The organism is Paraburkholderia phytofirmans OLGA172, assembly GCF_001634365.1.
Taxonomy (GTDB): Bacteria; Pseudomonadota; Gammaproteobacteria; order Burkholderiales; family Burkholderiaceae; genus Paraburkholderia.
On the sequence record NZ_CP014579.1, the window covers coordinates 2813022 to 2835464 of the forward strand.

At 60.9% G+C, this 22443-nt stretch carries 22 protein-coding genes, 2 pseudogenes and 1 riboswitch; of the genes and pseudogenes, 12 read left to right on the forward strand and 12 right to left on the reverse strand.

Annotated features, from left to right (window positions below):
- Nucleotides 1-7: 7 nt before the first annotated feature.
- Nucleotides 8-622, reverse strand: a complete 615-nt coding sequence (locus tag AYM40_RS32510; RefSeq protein ID WP_236721015.1) for an OmpA family protein — start codon at nt 620-622, stop codon at nt 8-10.
- Nucleotides 619-1086 (reverse strand): FecR family protein, encoded by a 468-nt coding sequence (locus AYM40_RS32515; protein WP_063500089.1) that lies wholly within the window; start codon nt 1084-1086, stop codon nt 619-621. Before AYM40_RS32515 ends, AYM40_RS32510 begins: the two co-directional genes overlap by 4 nt.
- Nucleotides 1087-1415: 329 nt before the next feature.
- Between AYM40_RS32515 and AYM40_RS32520 the strand changes: the two genes are divergently transcribed.
- Nucleotides 1416-1916 carry a class I SAM-dependent methyltransferase gene (locus tag AYM40_RS32520; protein ID WP_148662372.1) on the forward strand — a complete coding sequence of 167 codons (501 nt, stop codon included), beginning with the start codon at nt 1416-1418 and terminating at the stop codon, nt 1914-1916.
- Between the two features lie 42 nt (nt 1917-1958).
- On the opposite strand, the gene AYM40_RS32525 is transcribed toward AYM40_RS32520, so the two are convergent.
- From AYM40_RS32525 to AYM40_RS41635, 3 genes are all read right to left on the reverse strand, one after another.
- Complete coding sequence (locus tag AYM40_RS32525; protein ID WP_063500091.1) at nt 1959-2705, reverse strand: glutathione S-transferase family protein; 747 nt, start codon at nt 2703-2705, stop codon at nt 1959-1961.
- Nucleotides 2706-2776: 71 nt separating this feature from the next.
- A complete protein-coding gene (locus AYM40_RS32530) occupies nt 2777-4084 on the reverse strand; it encodes an NAD(P)/FAD-dependent oxidoreductase (RefSeq protein WP_158515369.1) in 1308 nt (435 codons plus the stop codon).
- A gap of 43 nt (nt 4085-4127) precedes the next feature.
- Nucleotides 4128-4265 carry a hypothetical protein gene (locus AYM40_RS41635; protein WP_158515370.1) on the reverse strand — a complete coding sequence of 46 codons (138 nt, stop codon included), beginning with the start codon at nt 4263-4265 and terminating at the stop codon, nt 4128-4130.
- Between the two features lie 59 nt (nt 4266-4324).
- Here AYM40_RS41635 and AYM40_RS32535 point away from each other — a divergent pair, with 59 nt between their 5' ends.
- The 6 genes and pseudogenes from AYM40_RS32535 to AYM40_RS32560 all read left to right on the forward strand — a co-directional run bounded on the left by AYM40_RS32535 (nt 4325) and on the right by AYM40_RS32560 (nt 10053).
- Complete coding sequence (locus tag AYM40_RS32535; RefSeq protein ID WP_082855422.1) at nt 4325-5380, forward strand: threonine ammonia-lyase; 1056 nt, start codon at nt 4325-4327, stop codon at nt 5378-5380.
- Nucleotides 5381-5721: 341 nt separating this feature from the next.
- A complete protein-coding gene (locus AYM40_RS32540; protein WP_236721016.1) occupies nt 5722-6897 on the forward strand; it encodes a hypothetical protein in 1176 nt (391 codons plus the stop codon).
- 4 nt (nt 6898-6901) lie between these two features.
- A pseudogene (locus AYM40_RS43930) lies at nt 6902-7018 on the forward strand (chromate resistance protein ChrB domain-containing protein); the annotation flags it as partial.
- A 106-nt stretch (nt 7019-7124) separates the two neighbouring features.
- Nucleotides 7125-8381 carry an MFS transporter gene (locus AYM40_RS32550; RefSeq protein WP_063500853.1) on the forward strand — a complete coding sequence of 419 codons (1257 nt, stop codon included), beginning with the start codon at nt 7125-7127 and terminating at the stop codon, nt 8379-8381.
- Nucleotides 8382-8665: 284 nt separating this feature from the next.
- Entirely contained in the window at nt 8666-9223 is a 558-nt protein-coding gene (locus AYM40_RS32555) for a hypothetical protein (protein ID WP_335341224.1), read from the forward strand.
- A gap of 386 nt (nt 9224-9609) precedes the next feature.
- A complete protein-coding gene (locus AYM40_RS32560; RefSeq protein WP_148662373.1) occupies nt 9610-10053 on the forward strand; it encodes a hypothetical protein in 444 nt (147 codons plus the stop codon).
- Between the two features lie 142 nt (nt 10054-10195).
- Here the strand turns inward: AYM40_RS32560 and AYM40_RS42970 are convergent, their stop codons facing one another.
- From AYM40_RS42970 to AYM40_RS32570, 3 genes are read right to left on the reverse strand one after another with little or no spacing between them, the layout of a single operon-like run.
- Entirely contained in the window at nt 10196-10411 is a 216-nt protein-coding gene (locus AYM40_RS42970; protein ID WP_082855424.1) for a GDCCVxC domain-containing (seleno)protein, read from the reverse strand.
- Nucleotides 10408-10545 carry a mercury transporter gene (locus AYM40_RS32565; protein WP_148662374.1) on the reverse strand — a complete coding sequence of 46 codons (138 nt, stop codon included), beginning with the start codon at nt 10543-10545 and terminating at the stop codon, nt 10408-10410. The genes AYM40_RS42970 and AYM40_RS32565 overlap by 4 nt, the downstream gene beginning before the upstream one ends.
- 46 nt (nt 10546-10591) lie before the next feature.
- Entirely contained in the window at nt 10592-10837 is a 246-nt protein-coding gene (locus AYM40_RS32570; RefSeq protein ID WP_063500095.1) for a hypothetical protein, read from the reverse strand.
- 299 nt (nt 10838-11136) lie between these two features.
- On the opposite strand from AYM40_RS32570, the gene AYM40_RS42145 reads away from it, so the two are divergent.
- Nucleotides 11137-11949: a hypothetical protein gene (locus AYM40_RS42145; protein WP_082855425.1), complete on the forward strand. Its 813-nt coding sequence runs from the start codon at nt 11137-11139 to the stop codon at nt 11947-11949.
- Nucleotides 11950-12046: 97 nt separating this feature from the next.
- Here AYM40_RS42145 and AYM40_RS43325 read toward each other — a convergent pair.
- The 4 genes and pseudogenes from AYM40_RS43325 to AYM40_RS32600 all read right to left on the reverse strand — a co-directional run.
- Nucleotides 12047-12979 (reverse strand): annotated as a pseudogene (locus AYM40_RS43325) (EAL domain-containing protein); the annotation flags it as partial.
- Nucleotides 12980-13068: 89 nt separating this feature from the next.
- The gene (locus AYM40_RS32590) at nt 13069-13659 is read right to left on the reverse strand and encodes a TMEM165/GDT1 family protein (protein WP_063500098.1); all 591 of its coding nucleotides are present in this window, start codon (nt 13657-13659) and stop codon (nt 13069-13071) included.
- A gap of 6 nt (nt 13660-13665) precedes the next feature.
- Nucleotides 13666-13855: riboswitch (yybP-ykoY riboswitch) on the reverse strand.
- Between the two features lie 81 nt (nt 13856-13936).
- Nucleotides 13937-15250 (reverse strand): CDF family Co(II)/Ni(II) efflux transporter DmeF, encoded by a 1314-nt coding sequence (gene dmeF / locus AYM40_RS32595; RefSeq protein ID WP_063500099.1) that lies wholly within the window; start codon nt 15248-15250, stop codon nt 13937-13939.
- A gap of 8 nt (nt 15251-15258) precedes the next feature.
- Complete coding sequence (locus AYM40_RS32600; protein ID WP_063500100.1) at nt 15259-15534, reverse strand: metal/formaldehyde-sensitive transcriptional repressor; 276 nt, start codon at nt 15532-15534, stop codon at nt 15259-15261.
- Nucleotides 15535-15858: 324 nt separating this feature from the next.
- Here AYM40_RS32600 and AYM40_RS32605 point away from each other — a divergent pair, with 324 nt between their 5' ends.
- The 4 genes from AYM40_RS32605 (at nt 15859) to AYM40_RS32620 (ending at nt 22370) form a co-directional block, all read left to right on the forward strand.
- Nucleotides 15859-16323 carry a cupin domain-containing protein gene (locus tag AYM40_RS32605; protein ID WP_063500101.1) on the forward strand — a complete coding sequence of 155 codons (465 nt, stop codon included), beginning with the start codon at nt 15859-15861 and terminating at the stop codon, nt 16321-16323.
- A gap of 213 nt (nt 16324-16536) precedes the next feature.
- Nucleotides 16537-18042: an efflux transporter outer membrane subunit gene (locus AYM40_RS32610; protein ID WP_063500102.1), complete on the forward strand. Its 1506-nt coding sequence runs from the start codon at nt 16537-16539 to the stop codon at nt 18040-18042.
- A 107-nt stretch (nt 18043-18149) separates the two neighbouring features.
- Nucleotides 18150-19304, forward strand: a complete 1155-nt coding sequence (locus AYM40_RS32615) for an efflux RND transporter periplasmic adaptor subunit (RefSeq protein WP_063500855.1) — start codon at nt 18150-18152, stop codon at nt 19302-19304.
- Between the two features lie 12 nt (nt 19305-19316).
- Entirely contained in the window at nt 19317-22370 is a 3054-nt protein-coding gene (locus tag AYM40_RS32620; RefSeq protein ID WP_063500103.1) for an efflux RND transporter permease subunit, read from the forward strand.
- Nucleotides 22371-22443: the final 73 nt, after the last annotated feature.

Genomic DNA, 22443 nt, shown 5'->3' on the forward strand with positions numbered 1-22443 from the left:
GCGCGGATCATTGGATTGTGATGACTGCGCGCCGGTTCATGCGATTGGGAATGCCCTCTGCCGTGGGCACCAGTGGTTCGCGCTTGCCCCGGGCAGCGGTCTCTATTTGTTGGGCAGGAATACCTTGCTTGATCAGGAACGCTGCAACAGTCTGCGCCCGCTGCATGGACAGCCGGTCATTGAATTCCTGAGTGCCCGCCAGATCGGTGTGACCGACCACCACGAGCTGCGGCGCGGGCCAGGTCGCCAGGACGGCCTTCAGCTTTTTAACCGTGGCGGATGACTCCGGAGCCAATTCGGTGGCGGAATCAAAGAGAAAAAAGATCGTAAATGTCATGGGCCGAGGCGGCCGGGCCGCGAGCAGCTCGCCATATCGCGCCTGCACACTGGATTGGCTATCCATCGTTTTTTCGATGGCGCCGCCCTTGGTGACGTCGACCCCTGCGTAAGCCTTGTCGATTGTCTGCTCTCCGGCGGCGCTGTGGACAATGACCGTTCCGACTTTGCCATCAGGATCGGGCAATAGAATAATTTTGTCCGGCGTGCTGCACGCGGCCAGAAAAGCCAGCATGACGAATGCCGCTGCAGATGCCAGCCCGTGACGTCGAATTGCAGCCTTCAACGTGCACCCTCCCCTTTGTCGCCGACTTCGATGATGAATTCAGTGCCGCGCACACCCAGCGTAGTAGTCGGCGTACTGAAGCGGACGGCATCCGGATTCGCCTTCGCCAACTTGCCGGAAATCACTGCCAGGGAACCGCGTTTGACGGAGGCGTCGAGCACCCCTTCATGGGTCGTGGTATTGAACGCGAATTTGTTGAGCTCGAGGATGGTATTGGCGCCGGCCGAGAGTTGGGTGGTGTCACGCAGCGTGATACCGACCGAGGATTCCGGGCCTGTCACGATGCGATCGCTGCCGAAAACCTCGCTGCCGATGGCCGCACCCGAACTTGCTCCAGCCCGCTCGATCTGCACCGTGCCCTTAAGGGTCTTGACGACGCCGGCAGCATCGGCGGCCAGTGCATCGGCGACAGCCACGCACCCGCAGGCAAGAATCAAGGCATATTTGATGGCTCGAAGACGCATCGGTGGCACCTGATTGCATAAAGCTGCTTTCCGCGGGGCAGCGCGGCTCCCCGATGTCGACGTGGCGTCGTGAGCGATCATTCCTCAACTGCTCTTAGCGCTGAGGCTTGTGAAGGGGGGCAGAAATACTGCTATTGGAAGTCTGGCGGAGACGTGTCAGCTGTATCGAACAGAATATGGCCCCGCTCCCTATGACTCTGTGCGCTTCCGCGCATATTCCGCCAGACGCTTCTTTGGCAGCCTGCTTACGGTTATGTCTGAAACCTGCGAGTGACCGTCCGACGACGCGCCAACCGCGATCGGCGCGTCGAGATAGATCAGGCGCTTGATTGTCGTTCAGGTCATCTGTCGTGCTTTGCCAGCAAGGGCTGCAATTCTTCCCTGACCGATCCAGCGCACTGCGTGAAATGAGATGTGTCCTGAAACCTGGCGGACGGGTAGTGATTGCGGTGTGGGCAGCGATTGAGCGCAATCCGTTGTTTGTCGCGATCCATACTGCGCTGAGCGCAACGACGACGTCCGAGTTGTCTGACCTGATTACGGCACCGTTCAGTTGGCATAACACCGCCGAGCTGCAAACGGCCGCCGAGGAGGCAGGCTTCCACGACGTTCGGATTCTGACTCGCAGCCTTCTCATGGTCTTCGAACAAGGGGTGGAACACGCCATGCGCTCCTTCAGTGCCACCCCTGCTTCTCCCGGCGTGGCCGCGCTTTCACAGTCCGTGGAGGACGCCCTCTTCGACCGTTTAAGAAGCGAATTGGCGCCCCTCATAGGGGATGGAAAGGTGATCTGCGAGATGGTGTCCAACATCATTGTGGCCCATGCGTGAAGTGCGACGCGCGAGATAACAAACGTCGCCCCCCTCCGTCAATCACTCGTGCCGCATCCACCACCGTTCCCAAATACGGTTGTGATAAGCGACGAGCCGCTTTTCTCGCGCGATGTAAGCACGGATTGGGCTTTCAAAGGGATGAACGAGAACGCTATGTACCCATGCAAAACCGGTCGCGTCGAGCGTACTCGGCACATCGCCGAGCAGATAGATCCTGTCGTCTAACAGTTCAGCCACCGCACGCCACCCTAGCAACCCAATATGAACGATTTCATCGTACGTATGGCGTCCGATGCCTTGTTCCCACGCCTGCCGCACCATTCGTCTGCGTGCCAAAGCCAATGCAATTGGCGCGATTAACGGGACTACGTGCCTAGGAATGTCCGGCTTGCATCGCTGTGCGTAATCGATCAACAGTGGACGGTAGATAGCCATATTGCTGTCGACGCCCCAGCGCAAATAAAGGAGCACAAAATATAGATCGCTCTCGAAGAGTGCCCTGAAAGCCACCGACTGCGCATTTTCGAGCGCACTGAGATGGCCGTCGTTCAGTGCTTCCGGATGGCGGCGCTGTAACTCCTCGATGATGAAAGAAGAGTCCGCAATCAGTTGCCCATCGATAGAAACGACGGGCAGCTTCCGCTTGGGCATCTTTGCGTAGTTGCCAGTTCGGGTCTCATAGGGCAGGCCGGACATGCGCAGCCACGTTTCGAGCTTGACGACGAAGGGACTGATATCGGGTGACTCGACGTTATTGGAGCCGTATCCGTACTTGTACACGATCATTGCCACTCCCTTCTGCAACAGGTACCCACGTGCGGAGTCGGTTTCTATCGACAATTGCCATGACATCCCGATCAAACGGGTGCGTCACGTTGCGCACTGCGCGAGGCCGGCCGGCTCAGACTGATCCAGATTAGGCGCAGCAACGCCTGCGGCGAGAAGAACTGCGCGGGCCCAATCAAGCGCGCGGCAAAATTATGCAGATGTCGCGACGCCCAATCGTCTTTCGCCGCAGCCGCAAATGCGAGTCGTTCGAGCACGTTGAATTTGCGGCGCCGCGCGAAGTCGTAAATGAAGAACCGATGGCCTTGCAGTTTCCGTGACACGTTTCTGGCGTAGCTATTTAGCGCACCCGACACAGCCCCATCTCCCCGCAAAGCTGGCGCAAGCGCATCGACCAGCCATTCAGCGGTCTGAAACGCGAAACCGCAGCCGACGCCCGGCACGAAGTCGATGCTCATCAGAGCGTCGCCTGCGAATGCAATATTGCGCACCACGGGTCGCCGCCATAAATTCGGGTAGTCTTTGACCATCAGAACCTGTCCTGTCGGTGTCGCCGTCGATAAATCCGGTGCGTCGGGAAAACCGGCCATGGCTCGTATAAGCGACTCACGTGGCGACGCATGGAACTGGTCAAACACATCCTTTGTGGACAGGTACGTCACCACGGTTATGCCGTCATCGTTCGGAAAGATATAACCGATCTCCGAGCCGCGCATCCACATCTGCGAACAGGTTCCGCGCACGAGCGGAACCCCGCGATAGCTAGCGAGCGCACCGAACCGCGTGTTTGTGGATGAAACGGGTTTGACTCCTGCAAGCGTTGCAAGCGGAGAATTTCTGCCGTCAGCGCCGACGGCGAGGCGCGTTAGAAGAACGCCCGAATGCGCGCCCGCCAATTCGACACCCGTCACGTCTTGTTGCTCGACAAGCCGTTGCACATGACAGCCCAAGAAGCTCGTGACACCGGGGGTTTGTATGGCGAGCCGCCGAAGAATCGGGTCGAGCGTGCGACGCTGAACGTTGTATCCGAACACCTCGTCACCATTTTCATCGACTGGAGAAACGTTGCCGATCCAGCCGTAGCGAGTCCAGATATCGATGCCGTTACGTATGGCTCCCACGTCCTCGATCAACCGGTCGAGACCGATACGCCGCATCGTCGGCGTGGCACTGGGCTGAATGAAATGAGTACATAGCTGCTTGAATGCCTCCGTGTTCGCATGATGCTCCACCAGGGCTACACGCAAACCTTCGAGCGCGAATAGCCGCGCTGCAGTACAACCCGCGATACCCGCACCCACGATCACGACGTCAAACAGGTTGTCGAGACATTTATCGCGTAAGGGTGTCTCACTGTTTAAGAGTATGGAGTTGTTCACCCATTCCTCCCGCCAAAATCCCGCGAGCACTGCCGTGCCAACGTCACTGAGTATAGGTGACGATATGTCCGCGCGGACGCATGGTCTTCGCCGTCGATGCCCGAGGGTCTTTCCCGTGCCCCACGTCCACCGCACGGATGGCATCTTCCAGCTTCAGTTCGTCCGACAGGTCGGGAAACATGAAGCTATTCTGGTGGTTCCGTTGCCCATCCCTTCAACGTACGCAAGCGCGAGGACATCATGAGCATTCCGGGCATCCTGCACCGTACGCGCAAGCCGCTCGAAGACAGTGTCGGCTCGGCCTATCTGGGAGAGGTCTCCCGGGCCGACATTGAGCGCGCATCCGAGTCGATCCGGGGAACTGTCATTCGCACTCCACTGTTAGCGTACGCAGCAGCCACAGATCGGAGCGTGTTTCTCAAACCTGAGAATCTTCAGCCGCGAGGATCGTTCAAGATACGCTGTGCGTTGAATGCAGTATCCAGACTCACTCCAGCTCAACTGTCGAACGGTGTCTATACCGCGAGCACCGGGAACTTCGCCCTCGGTGTAACAGAAGCAACGAGGGTTCGGGGCGCGGACGTCAGGGTGTACGTTACCGATACGGCAGCGAAGAGCAAGATCGAGGCACTTCGCACGCTGGGTGCCCAGGTGATTGAAGTCGACTACGAAAGATGGTGGGCAATACTTTGCGGTGAAACACCTGCCGGCGAAACTGGCACGTTTCTGCATCCATGTGCGTGTCGCGATGTCGTCATTGGAGACGCGACTATCGGACAGGAGATATTGGAAGACTTGCCAGACGTCGAAGTGATACTCGTCCCTTTCGGAGGCGGAGGACTGATAACAGGTATTGCGCTGGCATGCACACATTGGGGCTCCCACGCGCAAATGTATGCGTGCGAGACCGAGGCAGCGGCTCCTTTCTATTCCTCTCTTGCGGCTGGCGCTATCGTCGAAGTTCCAGTCGAGTCAACTCCAATGGTCTCGGGCATCGGTGTATCGACTGTACTCGATGCAAATTGGCCATACCTCAATGCGTTGGTGGACGGCGCTGTCGTATCAACGCTTGAGGGTACGGCTGAAGCCATCCGGTGCCTCGCGAAAAGCAATCATCTCGTCGTCGAGGGCGCGGGTGCAGTCGCACTTGCCGCAGCCCACCATCCTTACTTTGCTGGCAAGCGCATTGCCGCTGTACTGACGGGCGGCGGTATCGATATGCACGTTTTGGCTTCGGTACTGAATGGCGAGCGATCGGGGTATCTCATGCCGTCCCGGATTCGTGACTATGAATAGGACCATGGACCCGTAAAGTAAAGTCATATCTGGCGCTGGTTACCCCGGACGAGGCTGTCAATTTCTGCTCTTACGAAGATTGCTGGACGCTGAAAATCAGCGAGCGACATGGAGATAGCTGAAGCGGACTCGCCGCGACGGCTGACTATCTCCACAGCAGCCGTTCTCGACAACGGCGAACGGACCGGCGTGCCATAACAGGCACCCCCATGTGGCCGGTCACACTGGAATATTTGTTCCTGCCAGCCGTTTACTGCGCACGGGCGATCCAGGCCGGTTGTGCATGAAGCACGCCACGCTTGCCACCCGCCCGCCCCGCTGCTTTCTTGGAGAGCCCAGTCATGAACCCCGTCATACACGGCTTCAATCCGCCAATCGACCGGCAACCCTGCCAGCGCGTTGCCCGTGCAAAAGAACGCACGCTGAAACATCTGCTGCTGGCGGCTCTATACGGCGCCAGTCTCGCGCTTTCGCCGGCGGACTCGGCCCTTGCCGACGAACTCACGCCGCTGCTCCCACCGTCGTTCGTCACCTCGTCGACGGTGCCGGCCAACGGTGACATCAATCCGTACGGCGTCGCCTTCGTGCCCGACGGATTCCCCCGCTTCGGCACCGTCGCCGCAGGCAACCTGCTGGTGTCGAACTTCAACAACGCGCAGAACGCGCAGGGCACCGGCACGACCATCGTCAAGATCGTGCCGAACGACAAGCCGGTCACCTTCTTCCAGGGTGCCCCCGGCCTTGGCCTGAGCACCGCACTCGGTGTTCTCAAGGGCGGCTTCGTGCTGGTCGGCAGCGTACCGACCACGGATGGCACCTTCAAGACGATCCAGCCTGGCGTGCTGCTGGTGCTGAATCGAACCGGCAGCATCGTCGCGCAATGGACACCCGCGAAGGCGAAGATCGACGGCCCCTGGGATCTGACGATCTTCGATCAAGGCGACCGTGCGAAGGTGTTCGTATCGAACGTGCTCAACGGCACGGTCGTGCGCCTCGATGTGAGCGTCGACGACGACGGCGTTCATCTCAACCGCGCGACACAGATCGCATCGGGTTACCCGCTTCGCGGCGATCCGTCGGCATTGGTCGTAGGCCCGACCGGACTCGCGTACGATCCGCAGCGCGACGTACTCTATGTCGCGTCCACTGTCGATAATGCGATCTTCGCGGTATTCGGTGCGGGCTATTCGCAGCATGACGGTGGCAAAGGCGCGGTAATCTATGCGGACAACGCACATCTCCACGGCCCGATTGCGCTAACCCTCGGACCGAACGGTCATCTGTTCGTCGCGAACGGCGATGCGATCAACAGCGATCCGAAACAGCCGAGCGAAATCGTCGAATTCACGCCGCAAGGCCGTTTCGTCGCGCAACTTCCCGTCGACCCGGCTCAAGCCGGCGCCTTCGGACTGGCGTTCACAGAGCCGCGTCAAGAGTTCGTACGCTTTGCGGCGGTCGACGACAACACAAACACGGTGACCGTCTGGAAGGTGCCTTTCGAGAATGGCGGGCAATAACGCGCGAGGGCTATGGGTCGACCGCGTCGCAAGCGCATGGCTGATTCGTCGGTTCATTGATCCGAAGGCGCGCTTCCTCTGGCTGGACTCGCCGGAGGCCTGCCCGCCCGAGGCGAGCGGCCTTTACACAATTTCCGTGGAGCTGTCACGCCACTTCGACGACGATCACGAACATTGACTGCACGGTATGGTCATCTATGACGCGCTGTATGCGTGGTGTCAGGGCGATGCGCGCACCTAGGACAGCGGCCGCGATCGCAAGCCGCGGTGCGATATCGCGCCTGATGCTGCCCGCCGGTGCGGACGCAAGCGCGTTGCCGCTGCTCATCGGACGCGGGTTGCGTGGCTTCTGCGACGGATTTGTCGCCGTGCTGCTGCCCGCGTACCTGCTTGCGCTCGGTTTCGGCCAACTGGACGTGGGGCTGGTCAGCAGCGCGACGCTGGTCGGCTCAGCGGTAGCGACGATCCTGGTCGGAATGTTCGCCGGTCGCCATCCGCTGCGTCGCATGCTCACCCTGGCGGCAGGCCTGATGGCCGCTACCGGCATGGGCTTCGCAGGACTTTCTTCACTCTGGCCTCTGCTTGTCGTCGCGTTTGTCGGGACGCTCAACCCCAGTTCGGGGGACGTCAGCCTGTTCCTGCCACTGGAACTGGCGCGCCTCGCTGGTTCAGCCGCCGGCGATGCCCGCACAGCGATATTCGCTCGTTACAGCCTGGTGGGGGCGGTGTCCGCCGCAGTAGGCGCTTTGGCGGCCGCGCTCCCGGGCTGGCTCGCCGTGCATGCGGGCCTGTCACTGCTCGCAGCGCTGCGTGCGATGTTCGGCGTTTATGCGCTGGTCGGTGTCGCACTGTGGTTCCTCTATCGGAGGTTGCCCGAACCGCAAGCGCACGACCGGTCGCGCAACGCACCGCTGGGTCCGTCGCGCGGGATTGTCACGCGCCTTGCGCTGCTTTTCAGTGTGGACGCATTTGCTGGCGGCCTCGTCGTGAACTCATTGCTGTCTCTTTGGCTGATGCAGCGCTTTGGGCTTTCCCTCGGCTCGGCCGGGCAGTTTTTTTTCTGGGCGGGTCTGTTGACCGCGGGCTCGCAGCTCGCCGCGGTGCCACTGGCTCGCAAGATCGGTTTGTTGAACACGATGGTATTCACCCATATCCCGTCCAGTCTTTGCCTGATCGCTGCAGCCTTCGCGCCGTCTTTGCTGTTGACGCTGACGCTATTGCTCGTGCGCAGCACGCTGTCGCAAATGGACGTGCCAACCCGGACCGCCTACGTGATGGCGGTAGTGACGCCGCCCGAGCGCCCGGCTGCTGCAAGCTTCACGGCGGTACCTAGAAGCCTGGCTTCGGCGCTGGGCCCCACGCTGGCCGGCGCGCTGCTGGCAATGGGTTGGGTCGGCGCGCCGCTTGTCGCCTGCGGCCTGCTGAAGATTGCGTATGACCTCACGCTGCTGGGCGCCTTCCGACGTGTCAAGCTGACCGACTGACTCAACGTCACATACAGAACCGGGGCGCCACGAACGCAACCTCCAGACGGCCCAACGCTCGCTGGTTTGTCTTGGCCGCGTGCGCTGTCGCGGCGGCGCTGGGATCGTCTGCGTACTTTGCGTCGGGCGCGCATGACGATTTAACACGAGGCGGTCTGCCGTTGGAACATGGGCGGCAACGTTGCTCGTGCTGCTCGCTAGTGGCCCGAGCTAACTCTCGCTCGACGGGCTGATTCGGCGGCGTGTACTCCGCGACTCCCGCTCACGCACTGCTTGATCCAGAGATGAAAGCGGCGCTGGCACACTGGAATAAGCCTGCAGCACTGAACGTTTATCTAACGCTTCGTCCGGACCTCCGTCTGGTATCACGCGTAGGGGCGATCGGCCACTCTTTCGTACTCGCGGTATTCGTAGAGGAAAACATCATGTTCTCAAGCCAACGCAATGCAGTCTTCCTTGGTGTGACCGCGCTCGGCCTCGTTTGCAGTCCTGGTTACGCAGGGGAGACGATAAGAGCCACGCTGCTCATGAATGCGATCCAGCTTGATGCCAGTCACGTCAAGGCAGGCACAGTCATGTTCGAGGTAAGCAACGCACCGGACACTCGTCTCAAACATGAGTTTGTCGTTCTTAAAACGGACGTGGCCGCCGATAAGCTGCCAGTTAAAAATGGACAGGTGTCGGAGAGCCAGTTCAAAAAAATGGGAGAGGTCGAGGACATCGCCCCCGGCAAGAACAAGCGTCTGACACTCAAGTTGGCACCAGGCCGCTACGTACTAATCTGCAATCAGCCAGGCCACTACTCGATGGGCCTGCATACCTCTTTGCTTGTCACGCCCTGACAGGCTTGGGTCATGCGTTCTTTGACGCACCACCTTTCACTGGTCCCCGTTGGCATGTGGCCGGTCGAAGAAGGTTGACGCGAACGGGCTAAGCGACGGAGCAGCGTTAGCACCTGCCCAGCAACAATCTTTGCGCGGAAAATGGAATAGACCGCGGCGGCAAACCGTTTATATGAAATATCCGAACCCGTAGCAGACTTCGACGAGCATTAGACAAACGCACGTCATTCGATCCACGAGCGGACTGCTGCTAAATGCATCTGTTGCGTTGTTCGCGGCCTGTGGCTGTGGTATCTGGTGGCGCAGCCCGGCCCCCGGACATGCATGCCGCGCCGCGGTCTAAATCTTTAGCGGAGTCGTTCCGCCGCATTAGATGAGGTATTACCGTGCAGGACATGATTTTTTCCTCTTTGACGGGGGTGTTTGCAGCCGCGGTGCTGGGCGGCTGTGCCGCGGCACCTTACGACACATCGATGAATTCCTGTGATCAGGGGTACATCATGAGCAATCCTGCGGGCGCCGAATATTATTGCGGTCCCGGCTACGGGTACCCCCTGTACGAAGGAGGCTTCCTCGGCTTTGTCGATATCGACCACTTTCACCACCATGACCATGACCATGACTTCGATTTTCATCGCGGTCATGACCATGATCGCGACTTTCATCACGGCGGCGTCATGGCAAGCGGCGGGCACGGCGAAGCGCGCACCGAAGGCCACGGCGGGGGGCATGGCGAAGGCCACGGCGGCGGGCACGACTCAAGTGGTTTCGGCAGTGACTTTCAGCCGTCGGGAGCGAGCGGATCGCACGGGGGTGGCCCGCACAAGTAAGCGGAATCACGCAACGGACAGCACCTCCACAATCCTCCGCCCGAACGCCCGCCCTTTTTTGCCGAACAAATGGCAATGGCCGGGGCGGACGCCAAATACGCCGCAACACGGCTTGCCGCCGACAGCGTAGGCCACATCCGGGTCAGTCAACGCAGCAGGAGCCTGACTGCTGCATCGGCGGACACCTGTTGGTGCCGTATGAGCAGTACACGCAACAATCTCCGGGTTTCGGCCTGAGCACTGCCTTGCAATGCTCGCATTCGTAAAACCACACACAAGCGTTGGTGGGCATCGTCTCGGCTTTCCTGTGCCCGCACACCGGACACGTGATGATGGAATCCAGCACAACTGAAATCATCGCTGCCCCTGCCTTACGTGGGAAGGATAGCCGGCATCGGTCGTGGCGTTCGTCAATGCGCCGACCGAAGCCTTCTTCGAATCGAACAGCACGTACGCGCGTTTGCTTGCGAAGCCGGCTTTGACCAAGCTCACGCCAGGTACCTTTTCAAGTGCCTTGCGAACCGGCGTGGACGTTTCGCTAAGCACGGCGTCCGTGCAAACCGTATTCTGGGTTACGCCGATCGAAAGTGGAATCGCTCCAATGATGAGGCACAACGTCCTCGAAACGGATCAGCTCCACCTGGTCGCCGCGTTCGTCCCACGCGGCTTCGCCACTGGACCAAGGGTGCTGAATGGCGGACAGTTCATCGTCGGCAAACGCCGACAGCGGCCGCAAATCCCGCTTGCCCCAACTTCCTCTCATCCGGTCACTATCGTTGTTCATGGCTCGTTTCAGACTTCCTCCCAACCTGGTGCCTCGTGCTGATGGAACGTCGCGCACGGGCCACCCTCACCTCTCCGGCGTCGAGACCCTTAATAAACGTACGGCGGGGCCGCTCTACTCCAACCGGGTGAAGTGAAGGTTTGCCGTGGCGGAGCCGGGAGTACTTCTGGCGCCACGCCGCCACCTCGCTCGGGCCAGACACGACGCAATGTTTTCGCCGCATCAGGGACTGCGCGAAAGATGGAATAGACGCCCTCGCGAAATCGTTTAGACGACGTACGAACCACCGGCAGACTTCGATGAACACTCGACAACAGCACGTCATCCGCTCTGTCAGCGCAGAGCTGCTAATTGCATCCTTTGCGTTGTTCGCTGGCTGCGGCGGCGGAGGCGGGGGCGGCGGCAGCGCAAACAGCACGTCGATGATTTCGATCGCCGGCACGGCGGCAACCGGCAAGGCACTCGCAAATGCGACGATTAGCATCGACTGCGTGCGGGGCTCAATATCGGTCTCAGCCGATGCGAACGGAAACTACCACGGGACATTCGGCGCAGTGACGCCATGTATGATCGCTGTGACTTCAGGCGGGACGATACTGCATTCCGCAGCGTTCGCCGGCGGCACGTACAACGTCACGCCGGAGACGGATCTGTTGTTGTCGTATCTGGCGGCGCAACTCGGTACGAATGAAAGCGGACTCATCGTCGGCTTCGCGACGAACACGCGGTTTCAGCAGACGCTGCAGAATCAGACCGACGTTCTGACTGCGCAGGCCGCTGTCGTCCAGGGTCTGCAGCAGAAGTACGGTCTTACGCTTTCCACACCCAATTTTCTGACCACCGCATTCACTGTCGGCCAGCCAGGCGTGGACAGCGATCTCGAAGCGCTCCTCGCCCGCGGCGCAATCGACACCAACGGCGAACCAGACGCGGTCGCCGTCACACTGATGGCCACGATGGGGGCCGCAAATCCGATTCCGGCATCGCCAGGTACCGGCACAAGCGGCACAAGCGGGACAAGCGGGACAAGCGGGACAAGCGGGACAAGCGGGACCGGCGGGACCGGTGGAACCGGCGTGGGCGGCACTGGAAGCCCGGGCGGCATGATGTGAGACGACAAGACACATGATGCCTTGGGTCACCGTTCGACGGCTCTGACACCTTGGGCCGTCTCACACCGCACTCATGGCGGTTCGTAACGATCGTTACACCAAAATCTTTCAGTTTCCGGAGCGTCTCGATGCTCTTTACCGTATCCCGCATGATCAGGCCCTCCGTGACCTCCAGCTTCAGCGAGGCAGCGCCGATGTGAGCACCGGACAGCGCTGCCGCCACGTCGGCAACGAGGTTGGGGTCATCGAACTGCCGCGGCGAGAGATTGACGCTGATCTGCAGTGGCGGCTCTGCCGGGAACGCCCGCTGCCAGTGGGCGACTTGCTGGCAAGCCTCTTCCAGTACGTATCGTCCGAGCGGAATGATGAGGCCGCTTTCTTCTGCAATCGCAATGAACTCGGACGGCGGCAACAAACCTCGTGTGGGGTGCTGCCACCTCACGAGCGCTTCCATTTCACGGAACCCTGCCACCTGAAGCTGCATGATCGGCTGAAAATACACGCGTAGTTCACGATGCTCGACTTCGGCCTGGCTAATACGGTCAAGCAGCAATGCGCGGTTCGGTAACGAGGTGAGCGTGTCGTAGAACGCCCGTCGCGCGAGCTGCTCTTCGAAGTTCTTTCTTTCGGTGGTATCGCTCGCTGTCGCCACGATCGCGCCGACAGCCGGTTCGTCGAGCAGATTCGTCAAGGTAAGCTGAATATAGCGCCACGCATCGCCCTCGCCTCGAATACGGATCTCGATCGATTTCGTGGATCGAGCCGTCGACGACACGGTCTCCAACAGGCCCTGCAGCGTGGGACGGTCAGTGGGATGGATCGGATCGAGCAGACTGGTGCCGACGATCTGGCCCATGTTGTTCAAGGGATCGGGGCGTCGCGTCGGCGCCTCGTAGGTCACCGTCCCGTTGACGTCGGAAACCAGTATCGCATCCGACGTATTGGCGACAAGCGCCTGCAGCCTCTGCTCGCTCGTGCGCAGCGCGTCCTGGGCCGCCGCATCCACGTTCCTGCGAATCCGCCGCAGCATCTGAAGAAACAGCAGCGCGAGCCCCACGCCGATCGCCAGGACTACAGGGGTCGGGATAGGGATAGGCCGCTGCGAAGCAAGCTCTCGAACTAGAACAGCGGGTGCGCTTGCGGGTACAACGCGGTCCTGAGGGCGAAACCACCGAGGACAACGAAAATGATGGCGGCCAGAATGTGGACCGCCTTTGTTGGCAAGCGGTCGGCGAATTTGTGTCCGAGGTAGATGACGGGCACATTGGCCAGCATCATGCCGAGCGTCGTGCCCGCGACGACGCCGAAGAACTCGTGAAAGCGCGCAGCGAGCGCAATCGTGACGATCTGGGTTTTGTCGCCCATTTCAGCGAGAAAGAATGTGAGCGCGGTTGTGCCGAACACCCCCATCGAGTTTTTCGTCAATACCGCGTCGGCGTCGTCCAGCTTGTCCGGAATGAGAATCCACACCGCCATCACCGCGAATGATGCGACAACCGCCCAATTCAGAATACCCGGACTCAGAACGCTCGCGAGCCACGCGCCGAGTGCGCCGGATGCACCATGATTGATGATGGTAGCGGCAAAGACACCCAGGATGATGGGAATAGGCTTGCGATATCGCGCGGCCAATACCAGGGACAGGAGTTGAGTCTTGTCGCCAATTTCGGCAAGGCCGACCACGCTGGTCGAAATAAGGAAGGATTGCATGGGTTGTTGTACCCGGGCCGCGCTGAAAGCACGCGATGACGCGCATTCCGGCGACCCGGTTAGGTCGGAATGCGTGTCATCGGTCTTGCCAGGCACTTAGCTGCGCACGCCATAGCGGGTCTCTCGACTCGCCAAGTATGTTGACATGCGCCCTCGAACATGGCGTTCGAGGCGGCTACTCCCCAATGAGCAGGCGCGATTTTACCGCGCCGTGCACTACCGAAGCAAGTCGCCGCGCCGCAAACGCGTGGCGGATCGGCGACTTGGCTGCCATGGTTCAGGCCGACGCGTGTGAAGCTTGCACTTCAACGGTGACATGTGACAGCCCCCTGAAGCGCTCGAGCACTGCGTGATAGAAGCGCGAGTCTCGCTGAGCTTCGCTCGTTGCCACGGACACCACGGCACTCATGTGACCCGGACCCACCCGCCATACATGCAGATCGACGACCTTGTCGCCACGGTCCTCGATAGCGTTTCGCACGTTCTCCGCCATGCGCCGGTCGGGATTCATGTCGAGCAGGATGGCACCCGTATCTCGCATCAAGCCGTACGACCAGTTTGCAATCACCAGCGCGCCGATGACACCCGCGAGCGGGTCCATCCAGAGCCAGCCAAATGCGCGTGCCAGTAAGAGACCGATGATAGCCAGCACGGAGACCGCCGCATCCGCCATCACGTGGATGTAGGCCGACCGGATGTTGTGGTCGCGGGTTGCTGCTTCATGCGCGTCGTGGCCGTGCTCATGCTCTTCGAACTCGACTTCGTGCTCGCCGTCCGGCATCCGCACGATGGCCTTGAAGGCGTGCGGCTCAGGAATGTCTTGCTTCGATTCCAGATAGCCGCCACGGTCCGCCAGTGCGAATACCTGTTGCGTCCCATCGGGTCGTACCGTCGTAATGGACACCGTCGAGGTGTCCAGTCGCGAACCGTCCGTCGCCGGTGCAATGCGGAAAACGGGTGGCACCCCATCCTCGAAGATGGAAACGGCAAACACACCGGACGGCGCGAAAATCTTCTGCACTTCGTCCTCATGGTCATGGTCGTCGTGACCATGACCATGACCATGACCATGACCATGACCATGACCATGACCATGTCCGTGGCTGTGACCATGGCTATGGCCGTGATCGCCGCCGCTCAGCAGCCACACGCTTGCGAGGTTGACCAGCAAGCCGATCACCGCGATAGGAATCGCTTCACCGAAGTGAATGGGTATCGGTGACAGAAAACGCGACACCGCCTCGTAGCCAATCAGTACTGCAATCATCGCGAGCACAATGGCACTCGTGAACCCCGCAAGGTCACCCAGTTTGCCGGTACCGAACACGAAGCGGGAGTCGGTGGCGTGCCTGCGCGCGTAGGTGTACGCCAGGGCTGCGATCAGCATCGCTCCGGCATGCGTCGACATATGCAGGCCGTCGGCGACAAGCGCAAGCGAGCCGAACATACTGCCGCCAACGATTTCAACCAGCATCATCGCGCTGCACAGCGCAATCACGGCCCACGTCTTGCGCTCGTTCGTTTCATGACCGGCACCCAGAAAGATGTGGTCATGTCCCGCGCCGAATGCGGCGTTTTTAAAATCACTCATGTTCTGCTCTACTTGAAATAACTGTGAACGACCTCGATCAGCTGGTCAGTTGCGCTGCCGGTCGATTCTTCATGGGTTTCCGCATCGACGAGATGGGTGCGGATATGATCCTCAAGCACCACAGCCAGCAGGCCGTTCATCGCGCCGCGGCAGCTGGTTATCTGCTGCAGGACGTCAATGCACCCCTGCTCTTCCTCGAGCGCCCGCTCAATGGCTTCAACCTGCCCCTTAATACGCCGGACCCGGTTGAGCAGCTTCTGTTTCTCGCGAATGGTGTGGCTCATGAATGATCTCCGATATACCGAGGGGGAGTATATGACAAATAGGGTGGGGGGGTATACCAAGCTGTTTCGAGTGAAAGCTTTCGGAAAGTATTCGCCTGGGCAACCTCGTCCAATAACGGCTTGCGCAGTCGAGCACCACGCTCAATCATCCTCACTGACGCGAAGCTGTCAGGATGGAACTGGTCTTCGGGAACATTGAGGCGCTGACGCCCAGGTATTGCCCTGGTTTTGAGCTGCCTTCTCGATGGTGCGACAATCGGATCAGGACCAGCTAGTCCTCAACACGGTACGCCGATGGTCCGCTCAATCTGAAAGGGCAAGAACATGCGTCGATACATCTATCTCGCGGCATTGCCTGCGACCTTCGTTGCCGGCATGTTTGCATCCCATCTGGGCACACTGGCGCGAGCCCAGGCGTCAGACGTACCGCTCACGGCGCAGATCATCGACCTGGCCGCCTTAACCGATGCCGATGTTGGCCCACAGATTCCGAACATGGGTACCTTGCGTTCGAAGGGCCTGGTCGTCACGCCGAGCGGAACCGTTGCGGTGCAGACCGGTAACGTACCCAAGCATACGCATCGAGGTTCTGACGAAATCCAGTACGTGATTTCGGGAAGCGGCACGTTCTGGCTAGGTAACGAACAGCGTCAGATTCACGCCGGCGACCTGATCATTATCCCGAAGGGAACCGTGCATGCGGGGTCCGAGCCGACCAGCGGCGAATTCAAGGTCCTTTCCATCAAGCTGCCTCCGCAAGCGCCAGGCGACATGCAGATGGTTCCCTGACGTGTCGTCGATATCCGGCCCCCCCGATCCACGCCGGACACTACGTGATCTCGTGCGCCGCGCGCAGCAATCGACCATGCTAGGCTACGCGTAGCTATGTTCCCGCATGGTCAATTCCGCCGTCGGGAAAGGAAACACCGAAAGTTCACGTTGCCTGAATATCCGCGTCCGCTCGCTCGTTTAGGTTAAACGCAGGCGATATAAGGTGGATCGATGATCGACGTTAACCAGCGTATTGTCCGGCGGCGGCGCCTGTGCGTCGCGCTATGCGGCTGCGCCGCAGTGGCGGGCTGCATGGTCGGTCCCGACTACCGCACTCCCCCCGCGCCGCCTACCGACACCTACACCGCCACACCGCTGCCCGAGCAGACGGCCTCTTCTCCAGGGGCTGCCGGCTTGCCACAGCGTTTTATGCCGGGACAGGATATTCCCGCCGCCTGGTGGGCACTCTTTCACTGCGAGCCGCTCGACGCGCTGATCCGTCAGGCCCTCGTCAACAGCCCGAACATCGCCGCGGCGCAAGCTGCATTGCAGCAGGCGAGTGAAAACTTCTCGGCACAAGCCGGCGGCACCCTTCTACCCAGCGTCGACGCACAACTTGGCGCCACGCGCGAGAAATTGAACGGCGTCGCGTTCGGCCAGCCCGGCGTCGTGGATGAGTTCAATCTCTACAACGCATCGGTGAACGTATCGTACAAACTCGACGTGTTCGGCGGCACACGGCGCGAACTCGAAGCGTTGCACGCGCAAGTCGATTACCAGCGCTTCCAGTTGCAGGCCGCCTATCTCGCGATGTCGGCCAACATTGTGACCGCGGCCGTCAAGGAAGCGTCACTGCGCGCACAGATCGAGGCAACCGAGCGGATCGCCACGGAAGAAGACGAGCAACTGGGCGTACTCGGCAAGCAGTTCGACCTGGGGGGCGTGGGCCGCACGGCGGTGCTCGCGCAGCAGACCCTGTTGGCGCAGACCCGCGCAACGCTGCCGCCGCTGCAACAACAACTCGACCAGGCGCGTCACCAGCTCGCCGTGCTGGCCGGCAAACTGCCCAGCGACGCCGCGTTGCCAGAATTCAAGCTCGAGATGTTCTCGTTGCCCGAGACGCTGCCGGTCAGTCTCCCGTCCGCGCTGGTGCAGCAGCGGCCCGACATCCTCGCCGCCGACGCCGTCCTGCATCAGGCCAGCGCGCAAGTCGGCGTGGCGACTGCGGCGATGTATCCGCAGATCACGCTGTCCGCCAGCTACGGCGCCGAGGCCCTGACGCCGGCCCAGGTGTTCAAGGCCGGCAGCACGATCTGGAGCCTGGGCGCCGGTCTGCTGCAACCGGTCTTCCATGGCGGGCAACTGAGTGCGCAGAAGCGCGCGGCCGAGGCGGCGTACGAGCAAGCCGACGCGCAATATCGCGAAACGGTGCTGCTGGCGTTCCAGAACGTCGCGGACTCGCTGCGCGCGCTCGATCACGACGCGACCGGCCTGAGAGCGCAGACAGACGCCTGGCGTGCCGCTAGCGATTCGCTGGAACTGACGCGTGGGCAGTATCGCGTCGGCGGAGTGAGCTACCTGTCGCTTCTCGATGCCCAACGCCAGTACCAACAAACGGTGGTGAGCCTCGCGCAGGCCCAGGCATCCCGCTACGCCGACACCGCGGCCCTCTTCCAGGCGCTCGGTGGCGGCTGGTGGAACGCCGCTGCGCCGGCCACCGCCGCAACGACGCATTGACATAGCCCGGCAGAAGGCTCGCTGCACCGCTCTTTGCAACACGCGCGATCAGAAACGAAGGGATGCAAAGTCCAGCGCTTCGCCCAATGCCGTGCAAGGACATCACGATGACCGAAAGAAAACCGATGACAAAGCGGATGGTGATCATGCTGATCTGTGTCGGCCTGCTGCTGGCCGCGCTCGTCGGCTTCAACCAGTTCCGCGCGTATATGTTCGGCAAGTTCATGGCGGGCAACTCGGCACCGCCCGCCACCGTCTCGGCAGCAGTCGCCGGCTATCAGTCATGGCAACCGCAGCTTGCGGCGGTCGGGAGCCTGCGCGCCGTGCGCGGCGTCGATGTCACCACCGAAGTCGCGGGCCTCGTGCGCGAGGTGGCATTCAGCTCGGGGCAGGAAGCGAAAGCCGGACAAGTCCTTGTCCGGCTCAACGACGACACCGACGTGGCGCTGCTCCATTCGTTGCAGGCTGCGGCAGAACTCGCGCAGACCGTCTACCGGCGCGATCAGGCACAGTACGACATCAAGGCGATCGCCAAAGCGCAACTCGACGCGGACGCCGCCGACCTGAAGGGCAAGGTGGCACAAGTGGCGGGACAGGCAGCGTTGGTCGAAAAGAAAACCATCCGCGCACCGTTTGCGGGACGCCTTGGCATCACCACGATCAATCCAGGGCAGTACATCAATCCGGGCGATGCGATCGTCACGCTGCAAGCGATCGATCCGATCTACGCCGATTTCTACCTGCCGCAGCAGCAGTTCGGCCAGCTCGCGATCGGCCAGACCATCGTGGTCGACACCAATGCGTACAGCGGCCAAACGTTCGTGGGCAAGATCCAGTCGGTCAGCCCGAAAGTCGACAGCGCCACGCGCAACGTGCAGATCGAAGCCACCGTGGACAATCATGAGCGCAAGCTGCTGCCGGGCATGTACGCAAACGTGAAGATCGACGCAGGTGCCGGACAGCGCTACCTGACGCTGCCGCAAACGGCCATCACCTACAATCCCTATGGCGCGACCGTGTTCATCGTCAAGCCAGGCACACAACCCAACGCACAGGGCGGCAAGACGCTGCCCATCGCGCAGCAGGTGTTCGTCACGCCAGGCCCGACGCGCGGCGATCAGGTTGCGATCCTTAAGGGTGTCGACGCCGGCACGCAGGTCGTGACGAGCGGGCAGCTCAAACTCAAGAACGGCACGCCGCTGATCATCAACAACAGCGTGCAGCCGGCGGACAATCCGAACCCGGCGCCTCAGGAACAATAGAGAGACCGCGCGATGACATTCACCGATCTCTTTATCCGGCGGCCCGTACTGGCATCGGTGGTCAGCCTGCTGATCCTCGTGCTTGGACTGCGCTCGCTGGCCGCTCTGAAAGTCAGTCAGTATCCGCAGACCGAAAACGCCGTCGTGACGATCAGCACGGCTTACTATGGCGCGAATGCCGACACCATCGCCGGTTTCATCACGCAGCCGCTCGAAGCGGCGATCGCTCAGGCGCAAGGCATCGACTACCTGTCCTCGACAAGCACCACCGGTGTGTCGACCATTATCGCCACGCTGCGCCTGAACTATGACTCGAACCGCGCGCTGACCGAGATCAACACGCAGATCCAGTCGGTGCGCAACCAGTTGCCGCCGCAGGCGCAGCAGCCGGTGCTGACCGTGCAAGTCGGGCAGACCACCGACGCGATGTACATGGGCTTTTACAGCGACGTGCTGCCGAGTAACAACGTCACGGATTATCTGCTGCGTGTCGTCAAGCCCAGGCTCGATTCGATCGAGGGCGTGCAGACAGCCGAAATCCTCGGCGGGCGGCAGTTCGCGTTGCGCGCGTGGCTCGATGCGGCGCGGCTCGCCGCACACGGCGTGACGGCCGCCGACGTCTTCACGGCGCTCGGCAACAACAACTACCTCGCGACGCTCGGCACGACGAAGGGGCAAATGGTCAGCGTCGACCTGAACGCGGGCACGGATCTGCATACCGTCGACGACTTCAAGCAACTCGTCGTCAAACAGAAGAACGGCGCGATCGTGCGCCTCGAAGACATCGCGAATGTCGTGCTCGGCGCCGACAGCTACGACTTCAACGTCGCGTTCAGCGGCAAGCGTTCGGTGTTCATCGGCATCAAGGTCGCGCCGGACGCCAACATACTCGATGTGGCCAGGCGCGTGAAGGCCGTCTTTCCCGGGCTGCAGAAGCAGTTCCCGATCGGCATGACGGGGGAGATCGTTTATGACGCGACCGACTTCGTCAACACGGCGATCTTCGAGGTCATCAAGACGCTGGTCGAGGCGCTGCTGATCGTTACCGTGGTGATTTTCCTGTTCCTCGGCAGCTTTCGAGCGGTCATCATCCCGCTGATCGCGATGCCGTTGTCGCTCATCGGCACGTTCTTCGTGATGCAATTGCTCGGCTATTCGATCAATCTGCTGACCCTGCTCGCGCTCGTGCTCGCGATCGGGCTTGTCGTGGACGACGCGATCATCGTGGTCGAAAACGTCGATCGTCACATGATGGAGGAAGGCAAGGCGCCATTCGATGCCGCGTTGATCGCCGCACGCGAACTCGGCGGACCGATCCTCGCGATGACCGTCGTGCTGATTGCCGTGTATGTGCCGATCGGTTTTCAGGGCGGCCTGACGGGTGCCCTCTTCACCGAGTTCGCCTTCTCGCTCGCCGGCGCGGTGACGGTATCCGGTGTGATCGCGCTCACGCTGTCGCCGATGATGTGCTCGCGCCTCTTCCGCGCCGAGCAGGAGTCTGGGCGCTTTGCGCGCTTCGTCAACCGCCAGTTCGAACGCATTCATCATGGCTACGGCCGGCTGTTGCACGCGACGCTCGACACCTGGCCCGTGTTCATCGTGATGGGCGCGCTGCTGCTCAGCGGCACGGTCTACCTGTTCATGACGTCGAAATCGGAGCTCGCGCCGCAGGAAGATCAGGGGATCGTCCTCTCGCAGATCCAGGGGCCGCCGAACGCAACCATCCAGCAGATGCAGATGTATGCGGACCAGGTATTCAGCATCTCCAAAGCGTTGCCTGAATACTCGCAGATGTTCCAGCTCACCGGTGCGCCAACCCTCAACCAAGGCATCGGCGGCGTGCTGTTCAAGACATGGGACCAGCGCCGCAAGGGCGCAACCGCCTTGCAACAGGAATTGCAGCAGAAATGGAATCAGATTGCCGGGGCGCGCGTCGCGGCATTCCAGTTTCCGCCCCTGCCGGGCTCGCAGGGCTTGCCGGTGCAGTTCGTCATCAGCACGACCGAGCCTTTCGAGAATCTCAACGAAGTATCGCAGGCAGTCCTGCAAAAAGCCCGCGCAAGCGGCATGTTTTTCTTCGTCGACAGCGATCTCAAGCTCGACAAGCCGGAAGCCACGCTCGTTGTCGACCGCGACAAGGTCGCCTCGCTCGGGCTCTCGCAGAGCGACGTCGGGCAAGCGCTCGGTTCGGCGCTCGGGGGCGGCTATGTCAACTACTTCTCGATCGCCGGGCGCTCGTACAAGGTGATTCCGCAGGTCTTGCAGACCGACCGTCTGAATCCCTCGCAGGTGCTCGATTACTACCTGCGCACACCGGACGGCAGCGTCATTCCGGCTTCGACGATTGCGCATATCCAACACAACGTCGTGCCGGAATCGATCAACCACTTCCAGCAACTCAACTCGGCGACGATCTCAGGCGTGATCGTGCCGGGCGTATCGCAAGGCGAGGTGCTCGACTTTCTGCGCAAGGCGACCGCGCAGGCCGCGCCAGCCGGGTATTCGGCAGACTACTCGGGGCAATCGCGGCAGTTCGTGCAGGAGTCCGGCGGTTTCGTCGTCACACTGATGTTCGCGACGATCATTGTGTTCCTCGCGCTCGCGGCACAGTTCGAAAGTTTCCGTGACCCGATCGTGATCCTGGTTTCGGTACCGATGGCGCTCTTCGGTGCGCTCATCTTCATCAACATCGGCTTGACGACGCTGAACATCTACACGCAGGTCGGGCTCGTTACGCTGATGGGGCTCGTCAGCAAGCACGGCATCCTGATCGTCCAGTTCGCCAACGAACTGCAACACGCCGGCAGATCGAAGCGCGAAGCCCTGGAAGAAGCAGCGGGCGTGCGGCTGCGCCCGATTCTGATGACGACGGCGGCGATGGTGCTTGGCGTCGTGCCGCTCGTGATCGCCTCGGGCGCCGGCGCCGCGGGCCGCAATGCGATGGGGCTCGTGATCTTCACGGGGCTGTCGATTGGTACCCTCTTTACATTGTTCGTAGTGCCTGCGATGTATATGTTCCTCGCCGCCGATCATCATCGGGAAGTTGGAGCGCCGAAGGCGGGCTAGTACAACATCCCCTAAATATTTTGAATAAATAACCGCCCCGGTATCATATTCAACTCAAGGTACCGAGCCAGCC